Here is a 16,464-nt window from a genome sequence, read left to right as displayed (position 1 = left end):
AATCGCGGACACAGGTCCCGTCAGATGTCGGATAATCATTTCCGTACACCGACAATTCCTTTCTTAATCCGGCAGCGGTCTGTGTGATGAAAGGCACCAGATTCTGCGGAACGCCCAGAGGCAATTCGCCAATATTTGCGGATGGATGCGCACCAACCGGATTGAAGTATCTCAATATTACCGATTTGATGTTGCTGACATTTGCGGCGTCCTTGATAATTTCTTCGCCAACCTGCTTGGTGTTGCCATAAGGAGACATCGCCGGCTGTATGGCAGCGTTTTCAGTAATCGGTAATGTTTTCGACTGTCCGTATACCGTACAAGACGAACTGAAAATAAAATTGGCTTCCGGCAATTGTTGCAACTCCTGCAGTAGATATACTAACGATCCGAGATTGTTCTCATAGTAAAGCAATGGATTTTCCACACTTTCGCCAACTGCTTTCGATGCGGCAAAGTGAATCATGCCCTTCAAGTCCGTATGTTGCTTAAAAAATGCAGCTACCGAAGCCTTGTCCCGTAAATCCATCTCTTCAAACTGTGGCTTGACGCCGGAAATCGCAGCGATGCCGTCTAATACTTCCACAGAAGCATTTGAAAGATTGTCAATAACAACTACTTCGAAACCCTTGGCCATCAACTCGACAACGGTGTGCGACCCAATAAATCCAAGTCCGCCGGTTACTGCTATTTTCATGTGTTTTACTTGTTTTTATTTTGGATTATAAAATCAAAAAGTGCCGCCCTTTCCTTGTTGCTGTAGTAGCAATGAATACTGTATGATTTTTCCCGTAAAGTCTTCATTTTAGGGCTTGTTTCAAACTCCCGCTGGGTGCTTTCGTAGGTTTCTTTTTTGATGTCCGAAAGTTTATTTTTAACCAGGTCGATATCTGCGGTAATGGTAAGGTATTGGTTTACCATTTTGGAATCTTTAAGCCTGATGCTATCCAAAATCGTAAACTCGTTCACTTTGATGGGACACTTGCTGTTCAGCGCTCCGATTTCGGCTTTCACTTTTTTATTTACCGATCCACCAGCCAGTACTTTACTCGTAACATAATACGCCAGGCTAAACGCCATAATAAAGGTCACAACCAGAAATATGGGTCTTTTGTTGTCTTTTTTCGGCTGCATCTTATTGGTCTAAGAATTCAAGGACGCTGTCAGTGATGAACTTAATCTGTTCGTCGTCAAGTTCTGTATGCATCGGAAGCGAAATGACTTCCTTCACCAATTGGTTGGTTACCGGAAAATCCTCTTCCTTATACCTGATGTCCAGGTATGCTTTTTGGGAATGCAACGGAATTGGGTAATAAATCGCACAAGGAATCCCTTTATCCAAAAGGTGCTGCATCAAACCATCACGGTCCGCATCGATGATTCTCAAGGTATATTGGTGGAAAACGTGACAATCGCAAATGTCACATATGCCTGGCGCGACGATTTTTTTATGATTGCCGAGCGCGGCAGTGTATTTTCTCGCGGCATCCTGTCGCGCTTTCCCATAGGCATCCAGAAACGGCAACTTTGCATTCAACACACCCGCCTGTATGCTGTCAAGGCGAGAGTTTACGCCTACAACGTCATGGTGGTAACGCACATACATGCCGTGGTTTACGATTCCCCTGATTTTATGTGCCAGCGCATCGTCATTTGTAAAAATAGCACCCCCATCTCCATAACAGCCTAGATTTTTAGACGGAAAAAATGACGTAGAGGCAACATGCCCAATGGTTCCGGCTTTCTTTTTGGTGCCGTCTGAAAACCTGCAGTTGGCACCGATGGCCTGAGCGTTGTCTTCAATGACATACAAATCGTGTTCTTTGGCAATCGCCATGATGGCCTCCATATTGGCTGCCCTGCCGAACAAGTGTACCGGGACAATGGCCTTGGTTTTGGGTGTAATCGCTTTTTTGATCGCTTCAATTGAAATATTCATATTAACCATATCAACATCAACCAAAACCGGGGTCAGCTGCAACAACGCAATAACCTCTACTGTCGCCGCAAACGTAAAATCGGCAGTAATGACTTCATCGCCGGGCTTTAGGTCAAGTCCCATCATCGCGATCTGTAAAGCATCAGTACCGTTAGCACAAGGAATGACGTGCTTCACATCAAGATATTCTTCCAGGTTTTTCTGAAAAGCATGCACCTGCGGCCCATTAATATAAGTATTGGTATCAAGCACTTCCTGGATTGAAGCATTCACGGTTTCCCTGATGTGTTCGTATTGCCCTTTCAGGTCAACCATCTGAATTTTTTTCATTGGATTTCTTATTAAAAAACATGCAAAAATAGCAATTTAATAAGAGGCAACCAATGAAATTAATTTAATCTGATGTATTTTTGGAAGCACAAATTCCAGCCATGCTTTTCATTTACAACATTGTGGTCGTGATTGCCTCAGGATTCCTAAAGCTGCTGGCATTATTTAATCCGAAGCTGAGGCTCTTTGTGGACGGCAGAAAGGATGTTTCCCTCAAAATCCGGGAAAAAATACAGCAGTCAGACAAAACGATTTGGTTTCATACGGCCTCACTCGGCGAATTTGAGCAGGGACTTCCTGTGATGGAAGCCGTGAAGGCCGATTATCCTAACCACAAAATCGTCGTCACGTTCTTTTCGCCATCGGGTTATGAAGTACGCAAAAACAACACCGTCGCAGACCTTACCCTATATTTGCCACTCGACACTTCCCACAAAGCAAGAGCCTTCCTGGATGCTGTTCATCCCAGTATGGTATTCTTTGTTAAATATGAATTCTGGCCCAATTACCTTCACCAACTCGGCAGGCGAAACATTCCCACCTATCTGATTTCGGGGATTTTCCGCGACAACCAGGTTTTCTTTAAATGGTATGGCGGTTTTTACAGGAACGCTTTGAAGACGTTTGACAAATTCTTTGTACAGAATGAAAGCTCTAAAAGACTGCTTCAAAGTATTGGATACCAGAACGTCTTAGTCAGTGGCGACACGCGATTCGACCGGGTTTCCAAAATTCTAGAGCGCGACAATTCCGTGGATTTCATTGAAGAATTCATTGACGGGAAAATGTGCTTTGTTGCAGGGAGTTCCTGGCCGAAAGATGAAAGCCAATACCGGGATTTTATCAACGGTTCTCAGGCTGACATCAAATACATTATCGCTCCACACACCACGAAGCCGGAACAAATGCAGGAGCTAAAGCACAGTTTCACAAAGAATACGCTGTTATTTTCCGAAAAAGAAGGTAAAAACCTCGCTGATTACAACGTCTTTATTATTGATACCATCGGACTGCTGACAAAGATCTACAGTTATGCCGATATTGCCTATGTCGGAGGCGGATTTGGCACTTCGGGATTGCACAATATTCTGGAACCGGCCACCTTCGGGATACCGATAGTCATTGGCCCGAACTACGCCAAATTTTCGGAAGCGGTCGCGCTTGTTGGTCTTGGCGGCTGTATTTCGGTAAAAAATAAAGCCGAATTGGAAGAGACGTTTTCTGAATTGATTCAAAATGAGGACATTCGATATGAAAAAGGCCATATTTGCGGCACTTTCGTACAGATGAATAAAAATGCGGCCGAAATCATTATGAAAAATATTACTCATGGGTGATTTTAGATACTTAACCGCAAATGACATTCCGGAGGCGGTGGCGATGATGGAACAATTTTACGCCATTGACCATTATCCCCTCGATAAAAAGCGGTCGACAGCGCTGTTCGAAACGTTCATCGCCGATGAAAAACTTGGCCGGGCGTGGTTGATTTATCATGAAAATGAAATCGCTGGCTATATGATCATGACCTTCATTTTCAGTTTTGAATACGGCGGCCGCATTGCATTTATCGACGAGTTGTTCGTCAAAGATAGTTTTCGCGGCCACGGAATTGGTAAAGCCGCAGTAACATATGCCATGCAGCAGGCGACTAAACTCGGGCTAAAGTTGCTGTACCTTGAAGTGGAACAACACAATTCCCGTGCACAACAATTGTATTTCGACGCGGGATTTTCCATGCACAACCGTTTATTAATGCGGCACAAATTTGAATAAACACCTTAAATGATAACCATGAGATTCTTAAAATTATTCCTTTTATTCGTTGTTGTACAAGTCAGCGCACAGCAGGGCGGCATGTGGGTTCCTTCGTTGCTGAGCGGAATGAACGAACAGGAAATGAAACATTTGGGCATGAAAATGTCGGCTTCTGATATATACGATGCCAATAAGTCCAGCTTAAAGGACGCTGTGCCTCAATTTGACGGCGGCTGTACCTCGGAGGTCATTTCGCCAAAAGGGCTGTTACTGACAAACCACCACTGCGGATTTGACGCCATACAGTCCCATTCTACAGTAGACCACGATTACCTGACGGATGGTTTTTGGGCCTATAAAATGGAGGATGAACTTCCCAATGAAGGCATGGTAGTGACCTTCGTCATAAAAATCGAAGATGTAACAGCACAGGTTTTGGCGAACACAGCAGATCTTCCGGAAGCGGAAAAACAGAAAAAAATCAAAGAAAACATTGCGGCGGTTTCAGGCAGTTTCCCAAAAGAAAGCTGGCAGGAAAACAGCATCCGCACGTTTTACGAAGGCAATCAGTACCTCCTTTTTGTTTTGGAAAACTTCAAGGACATCAGGCTGGTGGGTGCGCCGCCCTCATCAATCGGAAAGTTTGGTTCCGACACCGACAACTGGGTATGGCCGCGACACACCGGGGATTTTTCGTTGTTTCGGATTTACGCCGATAAGAACAACCATCCCGCGGCATATGCCAAAGAGAATGTGCCTTATGTACCAAAACATTTCCTGCCCATTTCACTTGACGGCGTAAAGGAAAATGATTTTAATCTGGTATACGGTTATCCCGGTAGGACTACAGAATACCTTCCCGCGGTGGCCGTAGAGCAGATTGTCAATACGCTAAACCCTGCGAAAATCGAAGTGCGTGACAGGGCATTGAAAATAGAAGATGGCTTTATGCGGAAGGACAATGCGATCAAAATACAATACGCTTCCAAATATGCCAGTATTGCCAACTATTGGAAAAAATGGATGGGCGAGTCGCTTGGATTAAAAAAATCAAACGCAGTTAACGTAAAAAGAGCGGAGGAACAAAGATTCAACGAAGAAGTTGCTAAAAAAGGAAAAACGGCAGTTTATGGGTCACTGATTGTTGATTTTGAGACCAATTATAAAGAAATTGCTCCCTACGCACTGGCCAGGGATTACTTTAACGAGGTTGTCGTCAGAAACACAGAATTGCTAAGCGTGGGTTACAAACTATACCAACTCGAGCAATTGTATAAAACAAAAGGCGAGCAGGCATTTACCGAACGAAAAAATGTATTATACAATGGCCTTGGCGAGTTTTATAAGGACTACAACAAGGCTGTAGACGAAAAAGTTTTTGGCGAACTGATTGACATTTATGCGCGTAAAGTTCCTGCAGAATTTATCCCGCCTGCGCTTACAAATGTCGACACTAAAAAATTAACATCGGATGTTTATGCGGCGACACAGCTGACAAGTTATGGGGAAATACAAAAATTATTGACCGGCGACACGCAGACGATATTAAACAAAATCAATAACGACAAAGGATATCAATTGGTCAAAAGTATGGCGGATACCTACCTGAATAAGGTTGCTCCCAAATATGATGAAATCAACCTGCGAATTACCGCGTTGCAACGCACTTACATCAAAGCATTGCTTGAATTGAAGACGAAGGCAAGAATGTTCCCGGACGCCAATAGTACATTGCGTGTGACTTATGGCAAAGTGAAAGGTTATAAAGCGAAAGACGCGACGATTTATGAGTCCAGGACATACCTCGACGGCGTACTGGAAAAATATATTCCGGGCGACTATGAATTTGATGTTTCCCCGAAATTAATCGATTTATACAACAAGAAGGATTATGGTCCATATGGCGAAGGCGGTAAAATGCCCGTATGCTTCATTGGAACCAGCCACACCACCGGCGGAAACTCTGGAAGTCCTGCGATCGATGCCAAAGGAAACCTGATCGGGTTGAATTTCGACAGGGTCTGGGAAGGCACCATGAGTGACATTTATTATGATCCCGCGATTTGTCGGAATGTGATGACGGACATTCGGTATGTGCTCTTCATTATTGACAAATTTGCAGGCGCGCAAAATATCATTGACGAACTTAAATTAGTCCATCCGAAGAAAAAAAGATAACCCCTTGTGTTTCATGCCTCAAACGCGCAAAACCAAACTACAACGTTTAAGGGATGGTTTATTACGGGGGTACTGATTTACAAAGCATTAAAAAGTTTACTTTTTTTCAAAAAAAAATTGAAAAATAATTTTACATATTAAAAAATTTATATCTTTGCCTCGAATTAATAATTAACCTTTTATAATTAAGTAAGATGAAAAAAGTATTTTTAAGTTTAGCTGCTATCGCTGTATTGTCTGTTGTTTCTTGCAAAAAAGATGCTGAAGGAACTACTACAACTACAGATTCAACTACTGTTGAAACTCCAGCTGTAGAAACTACTACAACTACTACAACTGTAGATACAACTGTTGTTGACACTACTAAAGCTGCAACTCCAGCTGAAACTCCAGCTAAGTAATTAGTTGTTCAGAAAAAAATCAAAGCCCCGCATGCGGGGCTTTTTTTATGGCTTATTATTTTTATTCGATTAATTGAAGATGACGTCGTTTTGGGAGAAATCTAAAACCTCAGCAGCCACTGCGCTTTGATTAATTTCATCAATCCCTTTTTGCAATTTAAGCTCCGTAGAATATTTCCTGCTGGTCACAAGCAATGCCTCTCCTACTTTCATCCTGAAATAATACCTTCCACCGGAAGCCTTGTGGCGCGAATAAACCGCATCAGCAAGATTTGATTTCAGCAATTCAATCGCTTCTTCGCATTCAAATTTTAATTCATAACCCTGACTGCTGAATATCGTTTTCCCTTTTCGCGAGGTAAATGCAAACTTATATTCTCCGTTAAACCTTTTACTGATTACAAACGCACCCACAATCCTGTTTTATAAAATTAAAGTCCGAACTACAAATGGCTACAAATAAAAAAAGAGGCGCCATACAATTGACGCCTCTTTTTTGTGGTACTCAGAGCGGGACTTGAACCCGCACGAACATTACTGTTCACTGGATTTTAAGTCCAGCGTGTCTACCAATTTCACCATCCGAGCTGGATAACCTGAGCGAAAAACGGGATTCGAACCCGCGACCTCGACCTTGGCAAGGTCGCGCTCTACCAACTGAGCTATTTTCGCAATTATTTTTAAGAACACCAATACTTGTTGTGTATTGCGGAGGCAAATTTAAAACATTAATTCAATTACGCAAGGCTTTTTTACAAAAAAATGCTTCCGAACTGATAACCCCCTGAAATCCAAATCCTAAATTAAAAACTATTTTTTAGAAAGCATTCGTTTGATCTCATTCAACTTCATCAAAGCCTCCACTGGCGTCAGCGTATTAATATCAAGGCTGATGATTTCATCCCGGATTTCTTCCAATAATGGGTCATCCAGGTTAAAAATACTCAGCTGCATTTCCTCTTTCGCAGCCTTAATGCCATTCAAAGTCTCTCCGGAATGGTCTTTCTCCAGTTTCTTCAACAGCTTCTGTGCTTTCAATATTACGGTTTGCGGCATGCCGGCCATCTTTGCCACATGAATTCCGAAACTGTGTGCGCTGCCGCCCTTCACGAGCTTTCGCACAAAAAGCACATTGTCCTTCAGTTCCTTTACTGACACGTTGTAATTTTGAATCCGCGATAAGATATCACTCATTTCGTTCAGCTCATGGTAATGCGTTGCAAAAAGGGTTTTGGGCTGCGACGGATGCTCATGCAAATACTCTGCAATAGCCCACGCGATGGATATTCCGTCATAAGTGCTCGTCCCGCGGCCGATTTCGTCCAGCAACACCAGGCTTCTGTCTGAAATGTTGTTCAGGATCGAAGCGGTTTCATTCATCTCGACCATAAATGTCGACTCACCCATCGAAATGTTATCAGAAGCGCCTACACGGGTAAAAATCTTATCAACAACTCCCATTCGGACACTGTCAGCCGGCACAAAACTGCCCATTTGTGAGAGCAGGACAATCAGGGCAGTCTGTCTTAAAATAGCTGACTTACCTGACATATTTGGTCCCGTTATCATGATCAGTTGTTGTGATTCCCGATCCAGGAACACATCATTCGCAATATAAGGAACGCCTAACGGCAGTTGCTTTTCAATAACCGGATGGCGCCCATTGGAGATCTCGAGCTCAAAAGTTTCATCCAATACCGGGCAAACGTAGTTGTTTTCAATAGCCAATTGCGCAAAAGAGGTCAGGCAGTCCAACTGTGCGACCAAATTGGCATTCAATTGTACCGGCTTAATATAGGTTGCAATCCATCCCACCAGCTGCTCAAACAGCTCCGATTCCAATTTATGGATCTTCTCCTCCGCTCCTAAAATCTTTGTTTCATATTCTTTAAGCTCTTCCGTAATGTAGCGTTCCGCATTCACAAGCGTCTGCTTACGGATCCACTCAGCAGGCACTTTGTCTTTATGGGTATTCCGCACTTCGATATAATATCCAAAGACATTGTTGAATGATATCTTCAATGAGGATATGCCCGTCAGCTCCGACTCGCGCTTTTCAATGCCTTCCAGGAATTCCTTTCCAGAATTCGAAATCAAACGAAGCTCATCCAATTCGGAATTAACGCCAAAAGCAATCGCATTCCCTTTCGCAATAGCCACAGGCGCATCCGGATTTAACGTCGTTTTAATTTTCTCGCGAAGCAAATCGCAGCTGTGCAGGCTGTCGCCAATCGTTTTCACCGCTTCCAATGGACTCTCAAGCGCGAGATTCTTAATCGGAATAATGGCATCCAGCGATTCTTTTAGATAAATGACCTCACGCGGACTCACCTTACCGGTGGCGATTTTGGAAATTAATCGTTCCAGATCGGAAATTTGTTTGATCTGGTGCTGTATGCTTTTCAGTACCTCCTGATGCTCTTTCAAATAAGCAACCACTTCATGCCTACCGCGAATCCTGTTAATATCTTTTAAAGGGAGTGCCAGCCATCGCTTCAGCAGCCTGCCCCCCATTGGCGAAAGGGTACGATCAATAACGTCCAGCAAAGTAACGGCGTTTGGATTGTAACTGTGGTAGAGTTCGAGATTCCGGATTGTAAAACGGTCCATCCAAACATAGGCATCCTCTGCAATACGTTGAATTGAAGTTATGTGCTGGATTTTGTCATGCTGCGTTTCAGAAAGATAAAACAGTATCGCACCTGATGCTATAATCCCCTCCGGCAGTTCCTCTATCCCAAATCCTTTTAGCGAAATGGTTTTAAAATGTCCGGTTAACGTTTGCAGAGCATAATCTTCCTTGTACACCCAGTCTTCGAGATAGAAGTTATGAAAATCCTCCCCAAACGCATCCTTAAATTCCGCCTTGGCCTGTTTGGGAACCAGTACTTCGCTGGGATTAAAATTCTGCAGCAATTTGTCAATATATTCCTGATTCCCCTGAGCGGTAAGGAACTCACCGGTGGACACATCGAGGAAAGCGACCCCAATATTCTTTTTCCCGAAGTAAAGCGAGGCCAGAAAGTTGTTCGATTTTGACTGTAGTACCTCATCATTCATGGATACACCGGGCGTCACAAGCTCCGTAACACCGCGCTTGACAATCGTCTTTGTCATTTTAGGATCTTCAAGCTGGTCACAGATCGCTACGCGCAATCCCGCCTTTACCAGCTTGGGAAGATAGGTATTCAGGGAATGGTGTGGAAAGCCTGCTAAAGCGGTTTCAGTTTCAGACCCTGCGCCACGCTTAGTGAGTACAATACCTAAAATTTTTGAAGCACGCACCGCATCTTCCCCAAAAGTCTCGTAAAAATCACCAACCCGAAACAGCAGGCATGCATCAGGATATTTCCTCTTAATTTCATTATACTGTTTCATTAAGGGCGTTTCCTTCGGGGATTTTTCTTTTGTGGCCAATGCTTTGGAGTTTATTGTTTTACGGTATTAGTACAGCGTTGCGAATTTAACCATTTGCGCCTGATTAGACTATGTTAAATTTTAAATTTAATTTAAGAAAATTTGTTGATGCAGTGTAATTTAAATTTATACATTTGTTTTCGCTAATTTAATTTATTATACAAATGAAAAAAAATCTGATAGTATTTTCTGCTATGGCGCTTTTCGCAATGGGCGGCGCTTTCGCACAAGAGACTTCAAAGAAGTCTGTTAAGAAAACAGTAACTACTACTACTAAAGCTGAGGCTAAGAAAGTAGTTACCCCTGCCATTGAAGGCGCAGGTATGGTTTTCGAAAATGAAACAATTGATTACGGAACTGTAGAGCACAATGCTGACGGTAAACGTGAGTTCGTTTTTGTAAACAATGGCAACAAGCCGTTAGTAATCTCTCAATGTACAGGTTCTTGCGGATGTACTGTCCCAAGCTGGCCAAAAGAACCGATTGCTCCGGGAGCAAAAGCGGTTATTGGCGTTAAATATGCTACAGACAGGGTTGGCCAGTTTACTAAAACAGTAACGGTTACGTCAAATGCTTCTGAAACTCCAAAGGTTTTGACGATCAAAGGAAATGTTCTTCCTGATCCAGCACCAAAAGAAACTCCAACAAAAAGCTAATCAGCTTTTTTTATAAAATTAAAAGCTTCCCTTAACAGGAAGCTTTTTTTATAGTACAATGCGAAAACTTGACAACAACGAATTAGGGCGCAAATCCATATCCGATTTTAAGGAAGCAAAAAAAACGCCAATCATGATTGTGCTTGATGATATCAGGAGCCTTCACAATATTGGTTCTGTATTCCGTTCGGCAGATGCTTTCCTCGTAGAAAAAATCTATTTGTGTGGCATTACTGCCTGTCCACCGAATAAGGAAATCCATAAGACCGCACTCGGAGCGACTGAAACGGTCGCTTGGGAATACCATCCATCGGTGACGGCTTTGATTGCCACGCTGCAATCCCAGGATGTCACTGTCTACGCCGTGGAGCAGGTAGAAAACAGTGTGATGCTAAATGACTTTGTTCCCGATAAAAATAAAAAAATCGCACTGGTTTTTGGCAATGAGGTTTTTGGCGTAAGCCAGGAAGCCATCAGCTTATGCCAGGGAACCATCGAAATTCCACAGTCAGGAACAAAACATTCGCTGAACATCGCTGTCAGTGCAGGAATCGTAATTTGGGATATTTTTCAAAAATTTTAAATTTAAAGACCAGCTAAACCAACCATAATAAAATTTCACCAGGGGAGAATGAATTTATCCAAAACCTATATTGGCCTTTTATCACTATTGTTGTTCCCATTATACGTGACAGCCCAGAACCAGCCGCCGGTATTGACTGCCACCGGCAACCAGGTTTACTGCCCGGGTACTGCGCTGAACATCGTGACCAACATGGACATCACAGATCCCGATGACAACAGTATTGACGCGATTTATATCCAGATCTCTTCCGGCTACCAATTAGGGCAGGACCAATTGATCTTAACCGGTACACATCCCACCATAGCAGCGACATGGAATGCCTCCGAAGGAAAATTAACCCTTCGCAGTCCAAGCTTCATGCCCGTCCTTTACTCTGAGTTTAAAAACGCCATTGAAGACGTCGTATACACCAGCAGTATTCCAAATCCATCTGGAACACGAGAATTCTCAATCAGCGTAGGACAGGCAAATTACCTGCCTTCCAATGAGCATTACTATGCGTATGTCCCCGTATTGGGAATCACCTGGAATGATGCCAAAAACGCAGCCTCACTCACTACATACTATGGATTGCAGGGATATCTTGCAACGATTACCGCCGCTGATGAAGCCCAACTTTCCGGGGAACAGGCCGCCGGCGCCGGATGGATTGGAGGCAGCGATGTCGAATCAGAAGGCACCTGGAAATGGATGACAGGGCCCGAAAACGGAACAGTTTTCTGGAATGGTGGTGCCAATGGCAGCTCACCGAATTTCGCAAATTGGAATTCAGGCGAACCCAATAACCTGGGTAATGAAAACTACGCTCACGTTACAGCGCCCGGCGTAGGTACCCCAGGCGCCTGGAACGACCTTTCTAATGAAGGCTCCACAAGCGGTGACTATCAACCCAAAGGCTACATCGTGGAGTACGGCGGTATGCCTGGTGATCCGGAGTTGCATATTGCCACTAGCAGCACGATTTTGATCCCAGGTATTTCAACAACTACAGTAAGCTCAAGCTGCGGACCGGCAATCCTGAACCTTAGTGTCGGCGGTGTGGGCAATATGAAATGGTACGACAACGCTACAGGAGGAAATTTGCTTGCCACAGGAAATAATTTTACAACGCCACTGTTAACCGCAACCACAACCTACTATGTAGACGCGTTTGAACCTGGATGCCTTACCGCTTCCCGCGTCGCTGTAACCGCAACGATAAATGACATCCCGGTACTCCAGGTAGGTCCGCCTGCACCGGCCTGCGAAGGCCCGGTAACGCTGCACGCGACCGTAAACGCAGGGCAAATCCGTTGGTACGACCAGCAAACCAATGGGACGCTGCTGGCAACGGGGGAAAGTTTTACGACGCCTATACTGACACAGGACACTACCTACTACGTGGATGCAAAAAACAACGACTGTACTTCAGGACCACGACAGGAAGTTCTTGTCAACATCAACCAAAAGCCAGTTGTCGCCGACGAGCAAACAGCGATTTGCGAAGGAGAAGAAGCAACACTGGATGCTGGTATTTCTAACGTAACCTACCTCTGGTCTACCGGCAGCACTGCCCGCCAAATTACGGTAGATACCGAAGGAAGTTACACCGTAACCGTTACAAACCCGGCCGGATGCAGCAGTGTCAAAACATTTACTGTTATTCAAAAACAGGCGCCCGTCATCAGCGAGATAGTGGTACTCAACAATACCGCAACGATCAAAACCGCCAATACCGGTGCTTTCGAGTATGCCGTCGATAACGGCAGCTTTCAGGCTTCCAACAACTTTACTTTTACCCAAGGGGGATTGCACACCGCGCATGTCAGGCAGGTGGATGGTTGCGGCGAGGACAGCCGTGATTTCATCATCGTAATTGTCCCGACATTTTTTACGCCAAATAGTGACAATGTAAATGATATGCTGATTGTTCCGGGCATGGCGCTTTTGCCCGAATCCAGTATGTCGATCTTTGACCGTTACGGAAAACTTATCGCCGTACTGAATCCAAGGAATACAGCATGGAACGGCACCTTGAAGGGCAGGCCGCTGCCGGCTGATGATTATTGGTATGTGATGAAAGTCAGCAATACCCAACCTGAAATCAAGGGACATTTCAGCTTATACCGGTAATCTTTTTTTTGATTTCATCAAGAACGAACAGGTAGTCCTGCTGGTTTTTTACAAAATCCTTCTCGGAAACATCAATCACCAGCACATTCAGGCCTGTTTGTGATTTGATATAATCCAAATAACCGCGGTTGATGCTGTCCAGGTAAGCCGCCGGAATTTCCTGCTCATAGCTACGGCCGCGCTTCCTAATGTTTTCCAGCAATCGCGGCGTGTTCTGATATAAGTAAATATACAAATCCGGTTTCGGCATCTCTTTATAAATAATCTCAAAAAGTTTCCGGTATAGTCGGTACTCGTCATCGCTTAGCGTGACTTTGGCAAAGATCAATGACTTGAAGATGTGGTAATCGGCGACAATGAAATCCTTAAACAGGTCAAACTGCGCGAGGTCGTCTGAAAGTTGCTGGTACCGGTCTGCCAAAAACGACATTTCCAACGGAAACGCATACCGCGGTTGGTCTTTGTAAAACTTCGGCAGGAAAGGATTGTCCGCAAACCGCTCCAACACCGTTTTTGCATTAAAGTCCTCCGCAATTTTTGTAGCCAGCGTTGTTTTTCCTGCACCTATATTTCCCTCAATCGCGATGTAGTTGAACGTATCGAGACGCAGCGAATGTAACGGCGCATTCAACGGCTGAACCAAAGTGCACGCCCCCTTATCGGCACAACCCGCGATCAACTCGGCGAGCGATCTTGAATCTACCGGATGCACAAAGTCCGGAACGATATCCCTCATCGGAAGCAGCACGAACAAACGGTTCGCCATCTGCGGATGCGGTACCTGAAGCTGTTTCCTGTTGATGATTTCAGAGTCGTAGGCGACAATGTCAATATCAATGGTGCGCGACTGATAGCCCGCATTTCTATCACGCTTACGCCCGAGGGTCGACTCGACGATCAACAATGACTTGAGTAAAGCGGCGGGCGACTTGTGCGTATGCACGAGTACTACACAGTTGTAAAAAGGATCGCTTTCAAACCCCCAGGCCGGCGTTTCGTAAAGTTTAGAAACCCGGATGACTGTCCCCACCGCATCGTGCAGTAAGGAAAGGGCGTTCTCAATGAGCTGCAGGCGGTTTCCCTGATTGCTCCCGATAGATAAAATGGCTTGGTGTTGCAGACTCATATTCATCTACAAATTAAGTAAAAGAAATCAAGAATAAAGTTATCTTTGAGAAGAGTGTTGATAAATTCTGATGATTTCTAAGCAGCGCCTTTTTCATAAAATTCCCTCCTGGTGTAACAAATCAGGTACAATTATTACTAATCCCGAAAAATAAAATCAATGAAATTTTTAGGAAATGTTCTCGCGACCGTGGTAGGTATCTTCATCTTCATGGTATTGTCATTCTTTTTTGTGCTGATCATTGGCCTGATTGTAGGAAGCACCAGCTCAGACGAAATCCACGTAAAGGAAAATTCGGTCATCGAGTTAGACCTTAGCGCCATCACACACGACTATGCGGGCAAGTACTCAGATCCATGGGTAACTATTTTTACAGAAAGCGCTTCGGTGGGGGTCTCAGACGTGGTCAATGCCATTGTGGAAGCCAAGAAAGACGATAAAATCAAAGGGATATCGATTGTCAACAACAATAGCGGTCTTGGGATGGCACAAACCAAAGCGGTCCGCGATGCACTGATCGACTTCAAAAAATCCGGAAAATTTATCGTTTCATATGCAGACGGCTATTCCCAAAAAGAATACTACCTGAACTCGGTAGCAGACACGCTATACCTTAATCCTGCCGGCGATATGGAATTTAAAGGACTTGCTACCGAAGTGATGTTCTTCAAGGACTTTCAGGACAAGACCGGAATCAAGATGGAAGTGATCCGCCACGGCAAGTACAAAAGCGCGGTCGAACCATTCCTGGACAATAAGATGAGTGATGCCAACCGGGAACAACTTACGGCATTGCTTAATTCGGTGTGGAATACCATCGTGACCGACGTTTCCAAAAGCAGGAAGTTGCCCGTAGATAAACTGAACGCGATTGCAGACGGCTTGCTTGCCCGAACCCCGGAAATGGCAAAGGCGCAGGGACTCATTGACAAGATTGGCTATGAAGACCAATATGATGCCGGCATCCGCAAAGCCCTTAAGGTTAAAAAAGACAAGGACTACAACCGCATTAAGATTGAGGATTACGCAAAACGTCTCAATACGATCGGTGCTTTCGGTGAAGGATCCGATAAGATCGCCATCATTTATGCCCAAGGCGAAATCAAAGGTGGTAAAGGTGATGTCGACTATATCGGTGAAGAAGCGATGAGGACCGCATTGCAAAAAGCAAGAAAAGACAAAAATATTAAAGCGATCGTACTTCGCGTGGACAGTCCTGGTGGTGATGCCATGACGTCGGAACTGATCTGGAGGGAAATTGAAGTGACTAAAAAAGTCAAGCCTGTGGTCGTTTCCATGGGCAACTATGCGGCTTCCGGCGGCTACTACATCGCCTGTAATGCCAATGAGATTTTTGCAGAAGAAAACACCATCACAGGTTCTATTGGGGTATTCGGTATGCTCCCGAATTTCACCGGCCTGGCAAACAAGGCGGGCATCAATACGGTGGTGGTCCAAACGCATAAGAATGCAGCTGAGTACAGTCCGTTCCGACCACTCAGTGACGACATGCGCGCACAAACACTTGAAAGCGTCGAGCGTGTATACCGTACTTTTGTGACGCGGGTAGCTACCGGAAGGAAAATGACATTTGAGCAGGTCGACGCCATTGGGCAAGGCAGGGTCTGGTCAGGTGCTGAAGCCATTAAGATTGGGCTGGTCGATAAAATCGGCGGAATGGACGATGCGTTGAAGGCGGCTGCGAAAATGGCGCACCTGAAACAATACCGTACGGAAAACTTCCCTGAATACGACAAGAACCTGAGCGATATGCTATCAGGCCTTCCTTTTGCGAAAACAAAAGCCACATTGATCAAGGAAGAGGTAGGCGAAGAAAATTATGAATTGCTGCAAAAAATTAAGCAGGCCAATTCGCGCAAAGGCGTACAGGCACTGATGCCATTTGAACTTGAAATCCACTAAAAAACAAACATCCGCTCCAAAAGGGCGGATTTTTTTTG

14 protein-coding genes and 2 tRNA genes are annotated in these 16,464 nt (G+C 44.6%); 8 read left to right on the top strand and 8 right to left on the bottom strand.

Annotated features, from left to right (window positions below; genetic code table 11):
- The 3 genes from galE to CFE23_RS13770 form a co-directional block, all read right to left on the bottom strand.
- Window positions 1–697: UDP-glucose 4-epimerase GalE (gene galE, locus CFE23_RS13780; protein WP_291089065.1), on the bottom strand; the 697-nt coding region annotated here is incomplete at its 3' end.
- Window positions 698–702: 5 nt separating this feature from the next.
- The gene (locus tag CFE23_RS13775; RefSeq protein ID WP_291089062.1) at window positions 703–1,134 is read right to left on the bottom strand and encodes a hypothetical protein; all 432 of its coding nucleotides are present in this window, start codon (window positions 1,132–1,134) and stop codon (window positions 703–705) included.
- Between the two features lies 1 nt (window position 1,135).
- Window positions 1,136–2,269, bottom strand: coding sequence for a DegT/DnrJ/EryC1/StrS family aminotransferase (locus tag CFE23_RS13770; protein ID WP_291089059.1), 1,134 nt, complete (start codon window positions 2,267–2,269; stop codon window positions 1,136–1,138).
- Between the two features lie 101 nt (window positions 2,270–2,370).
- Here CFE23_RS13770 and CFE23_RS13765 point away from each other — a divergent pair, with 101 nt between their 5' ends.
- From CFE23_RS13765 to CFE23_RS13750, 4 genes are all read left to right on the top strand, one after another.
- Window positions 2,371–3,606, top strand: a complete 1,236-nt coding sequence (locus CFE23_RS13765; protein WP_291089056.1) for a glycosyltransferase N-terminal domain-containing protein — start codon at window positions 2,371–2,373, stop codon at window positions 3,604–3,606.
- Complete coding sequence (locus tag CFE23_RS13760) at window positions 3,599–4,045, top strand: GNAT family N-acetyltransferase (protein WP_291089054.1); 447 nt, start codon at window positions 3,599–3,601, stop codon at window positions 4,043–4,045. Before CFE23_RS13765 ends, CFE23_RS13760 begins: the two co-directional genes overlap by 8 nt.
- Before the next feature lie 18 nt (window positions 4,046–4,063).
- A complete protein-coding gene (locus tag CFE23_RS13755) occupies window positions 4,064–6,205 on the top strand; it encodes a S46 family peptidase (protein WP_291089050.1) in 2,142 nt (713 codons plus the stop codon).
- A gap of 194 nt (window positions 6,206–6,399) precedes the next feature.
- Window positions 6,400–6,606 carry a hypothetical protein gene (locus CFE23_RS13750; RefSeq protein ID WP_291089047.1) on the top strand — a complete coding sequence of 69 codons (207 nt, stop codon included), beginning with the start codon at window positions 6,400–6,402 and terminating at the stop codon, window positions 6,604–6,606.
- Window positions 6,607–6,675: 69 nt separating this feature from the next.
- Here CFE23_RS13750 and CFE23_RS13745 read toward each other — a convergent pair whose 3' ends face one another.
- The 4 genes from CFE23_RS13745 to mutS all read right to left on the bottom strand — a co-directional run bounded on the left by CFE23_RS13745 (window position 6,676) and on the right by mutS (window position 10,023).
- Window positions 6,676–7,020 (bottom strand): DUF1508 domain-containing protein, encoded by a 345-nt coding sequence (locus CFE23_RS13745; protein ID WP_291089044.1) that lies wholly within the window; start codon window positions 7,018–7,020, stop codon window positions 6,676–6,678.
- 85 nt (window positions 7,021–7,105) lie between these two features.
- Window positions 7,106–7,194 (bottom strand) — tRNA-Leu (locus tag CFE23_RS13740).
- A gap of 11 nt (window positions 7,195–7,205) precedes the next feature.
- A tRNA-Gly gene (locus CFE23_RS13735) sits at window positions 7,206–7,278 on the bottom strand.
- A 138-nt stretch (window positions 7,279–7,416) separates the two neighbouring features.
- Window positions 7,417–10,023 carry a DNA mismatch repair protein MutS gene (gene mutS, locus CFE23_RS13730; protein ID WP_291089042.1) on the bottom strand — a complete coding sequence of 869 codons (2,607 nt, stop codon included), beginning with the start codon at window positions 10,021–10,023 and terminating at the stop codon, window positions 7,417–7,419.
- A 164-nt stretch (window positions 10,024–10,187) separates the two neighbouring features.
- Here mutS and CFE23_RS13725 point away from each other — a divergent pair, with 164 nt between their 5' ends.
- From CFE23_RS13725 to CFE23_RS13715, 3 genes are read left to right on the top strand one after another with little or no spacing between them, the layout of a single operon-like run.
- Window positions 10,188–10,679, top strand: a complete 492-nt coding sequence (locus CFE23_RS13725; RefSeq protein ID WP_291089039.1) for a DUF1573 domain-containing protein — start codon at window positions 10,188–10,190, stop codon at window positions 10,677–10,679.
- Between the two features lie 58 nt (window positions 10,680–10,737).
- Window positions 10,738–11,262 (top strand): RNA methyltransferase, encoded by a 525-nt coding sequence (locus CFE23_RS13720; protein ID WP_291089036.1) that lies wholly within the window; start codon window positions 10,738–10,740, stop codon window positions 11,260–11,262.
- A 48-nt stretch (window positions 11,263–11,310) separates the two neighbouring features.
- Window positions 11,311–13,377 (top strand): T9SS type B sorting domain-containing protein, encoded by a 2,067-nt coding sequence (locus tag CFE23_RS13715; RefSeq protein WP_291089033.1) that lies wholly within the window; start codon window positions 11,311–11,313, stop codon window positions 13,375–13,377.
- On the opposite strand, the gene folK is transcribed toward CFE23_RS13715, so the two are convergent.
- A complete protein-coding gene (gene folK / locus CFE23_RS13710; protein WP_291089071.1) occupies window positions 13,361–14,503 on the bottom strand; it encodes a 2-amino-4-hydroxy-6-hydroxymethyldihydropteridine diphosphokinase in 1,143 nt (380 codons plus the stop codon). The genes CFE23_RS13715 and folK overlap by 17 nt on opposite strands.
- A gap of 159 nt (window positions 14,504–14,662) precedes the next feature.
- Between folK and sppA the strand changes: the two genes are divergently transcribed.
- Window positions 14,663–16,426 carry a signal peptide peptidase SppA gene (sppA, locus tag CFE23_RS13705; protein ID WP_291089030.1) on the top strand — a complete coding sequence of 588 codons (1,764 nt, stop codon included), beginning with the start codon at window positions 14,663–14,665 and terminating at the stop codon, window positions 16,424–16,426.
- Window positions 16,427–16,464 lie beyond the last annotated feature (38 nt).

Source organism: Flavobacterium sp. BFFFF1, from assembly GCF_002256285.1.
Lineage (GTDB): Bacteria > Bacteroidota > Bacteroidia > Flavobacteriales > Flavobacteriaceae > Flavobacterium.
The sequence above is the reverse complement of the archived record's forward strand: the minus strand, read 5'-3'. Positions and strand labels throughout refer to the sequence as shown.

Excerpts from the sequence above, each read along its gene's own strand:
- CFE23_RS13775 (WP_291089062.1), bottom strand. The coding sequence starts at position 1,134 with ATGCAGCCGAAAAAAGACAACAAAAGACCCATATTTCTGGTTGTGACC.
- CFE23_RS13770 (WP_291089059.1), bottom strand. The coding sequence starts at position 2,269 with ATGAAAAAAATTCAGATGGTTGACCTGAAAGGGCAATACGAACACATC.
- CFE23_RS13765 (WP_291089056.1), top strand. The coding sequence starts at position 2,371 with ATGCTTTTCATTTACAACATTGTGGTCGTGATTGCCTCAGGATTCCTA.
- CFE23_RS13760 (WP_291089054.1), top strand. The coding sequence starts at position 3,599 with ATGGGTGATTTTAGATACTTAACCGCAAATGACATTCCGGAGGCGGTG.
- CFE23_RS13755 (WP_291089050.1), top strand. The coding sequence starts at position 4,064 with ATGAGATTCTTAAAATTATTCCTTTTATTCGTTGTTGTACAAGTCAGC.
- CFE23_RS13750 (WP_291089047.1), top strand. The coding sequence starts at position 6,400 with ATGAAAAAAGTATTTTTAAGTTTAGCTGCTATCGCTGTATTGTCTGTT.
- CFE23_RS13725 (WP_291089039.1), top strand. The coding sequence starts at position 10,188 with ATGAAAAAAAATCTGATAGTATTTTCTGCTATGGCGCTTTTCGCAATG.
- CFE23_RS13720 (WP_291089036.1), top strand. The coding sequence starts at position 10,738 with ATGCGAAAACTTGACAACAACGAATTAGGGCGCAAATCCATATCCGAT.
- CFE23_RS13715 (WP_291089033.1), top strand. The coding sequence starts at position 11,311 with ATGAATTTATCCAAAACCTATATTGGCCTTTTATCACTATTGTTGTTC.
- folK (WP_291089071.1), bottom strand. The coding sequence starts at position 14,503 with ATGAGTCTGCAACACCAAGCCATTTTATCTATCGGGAGCAATCAGGGA.
- sppA (WP_291089030.1), top strand. The coding sequence starts at position 14,663 with ATGAAATTTTTAGGAAATGTTCTCGCGACCGTGGTAGGTATCTTCATC.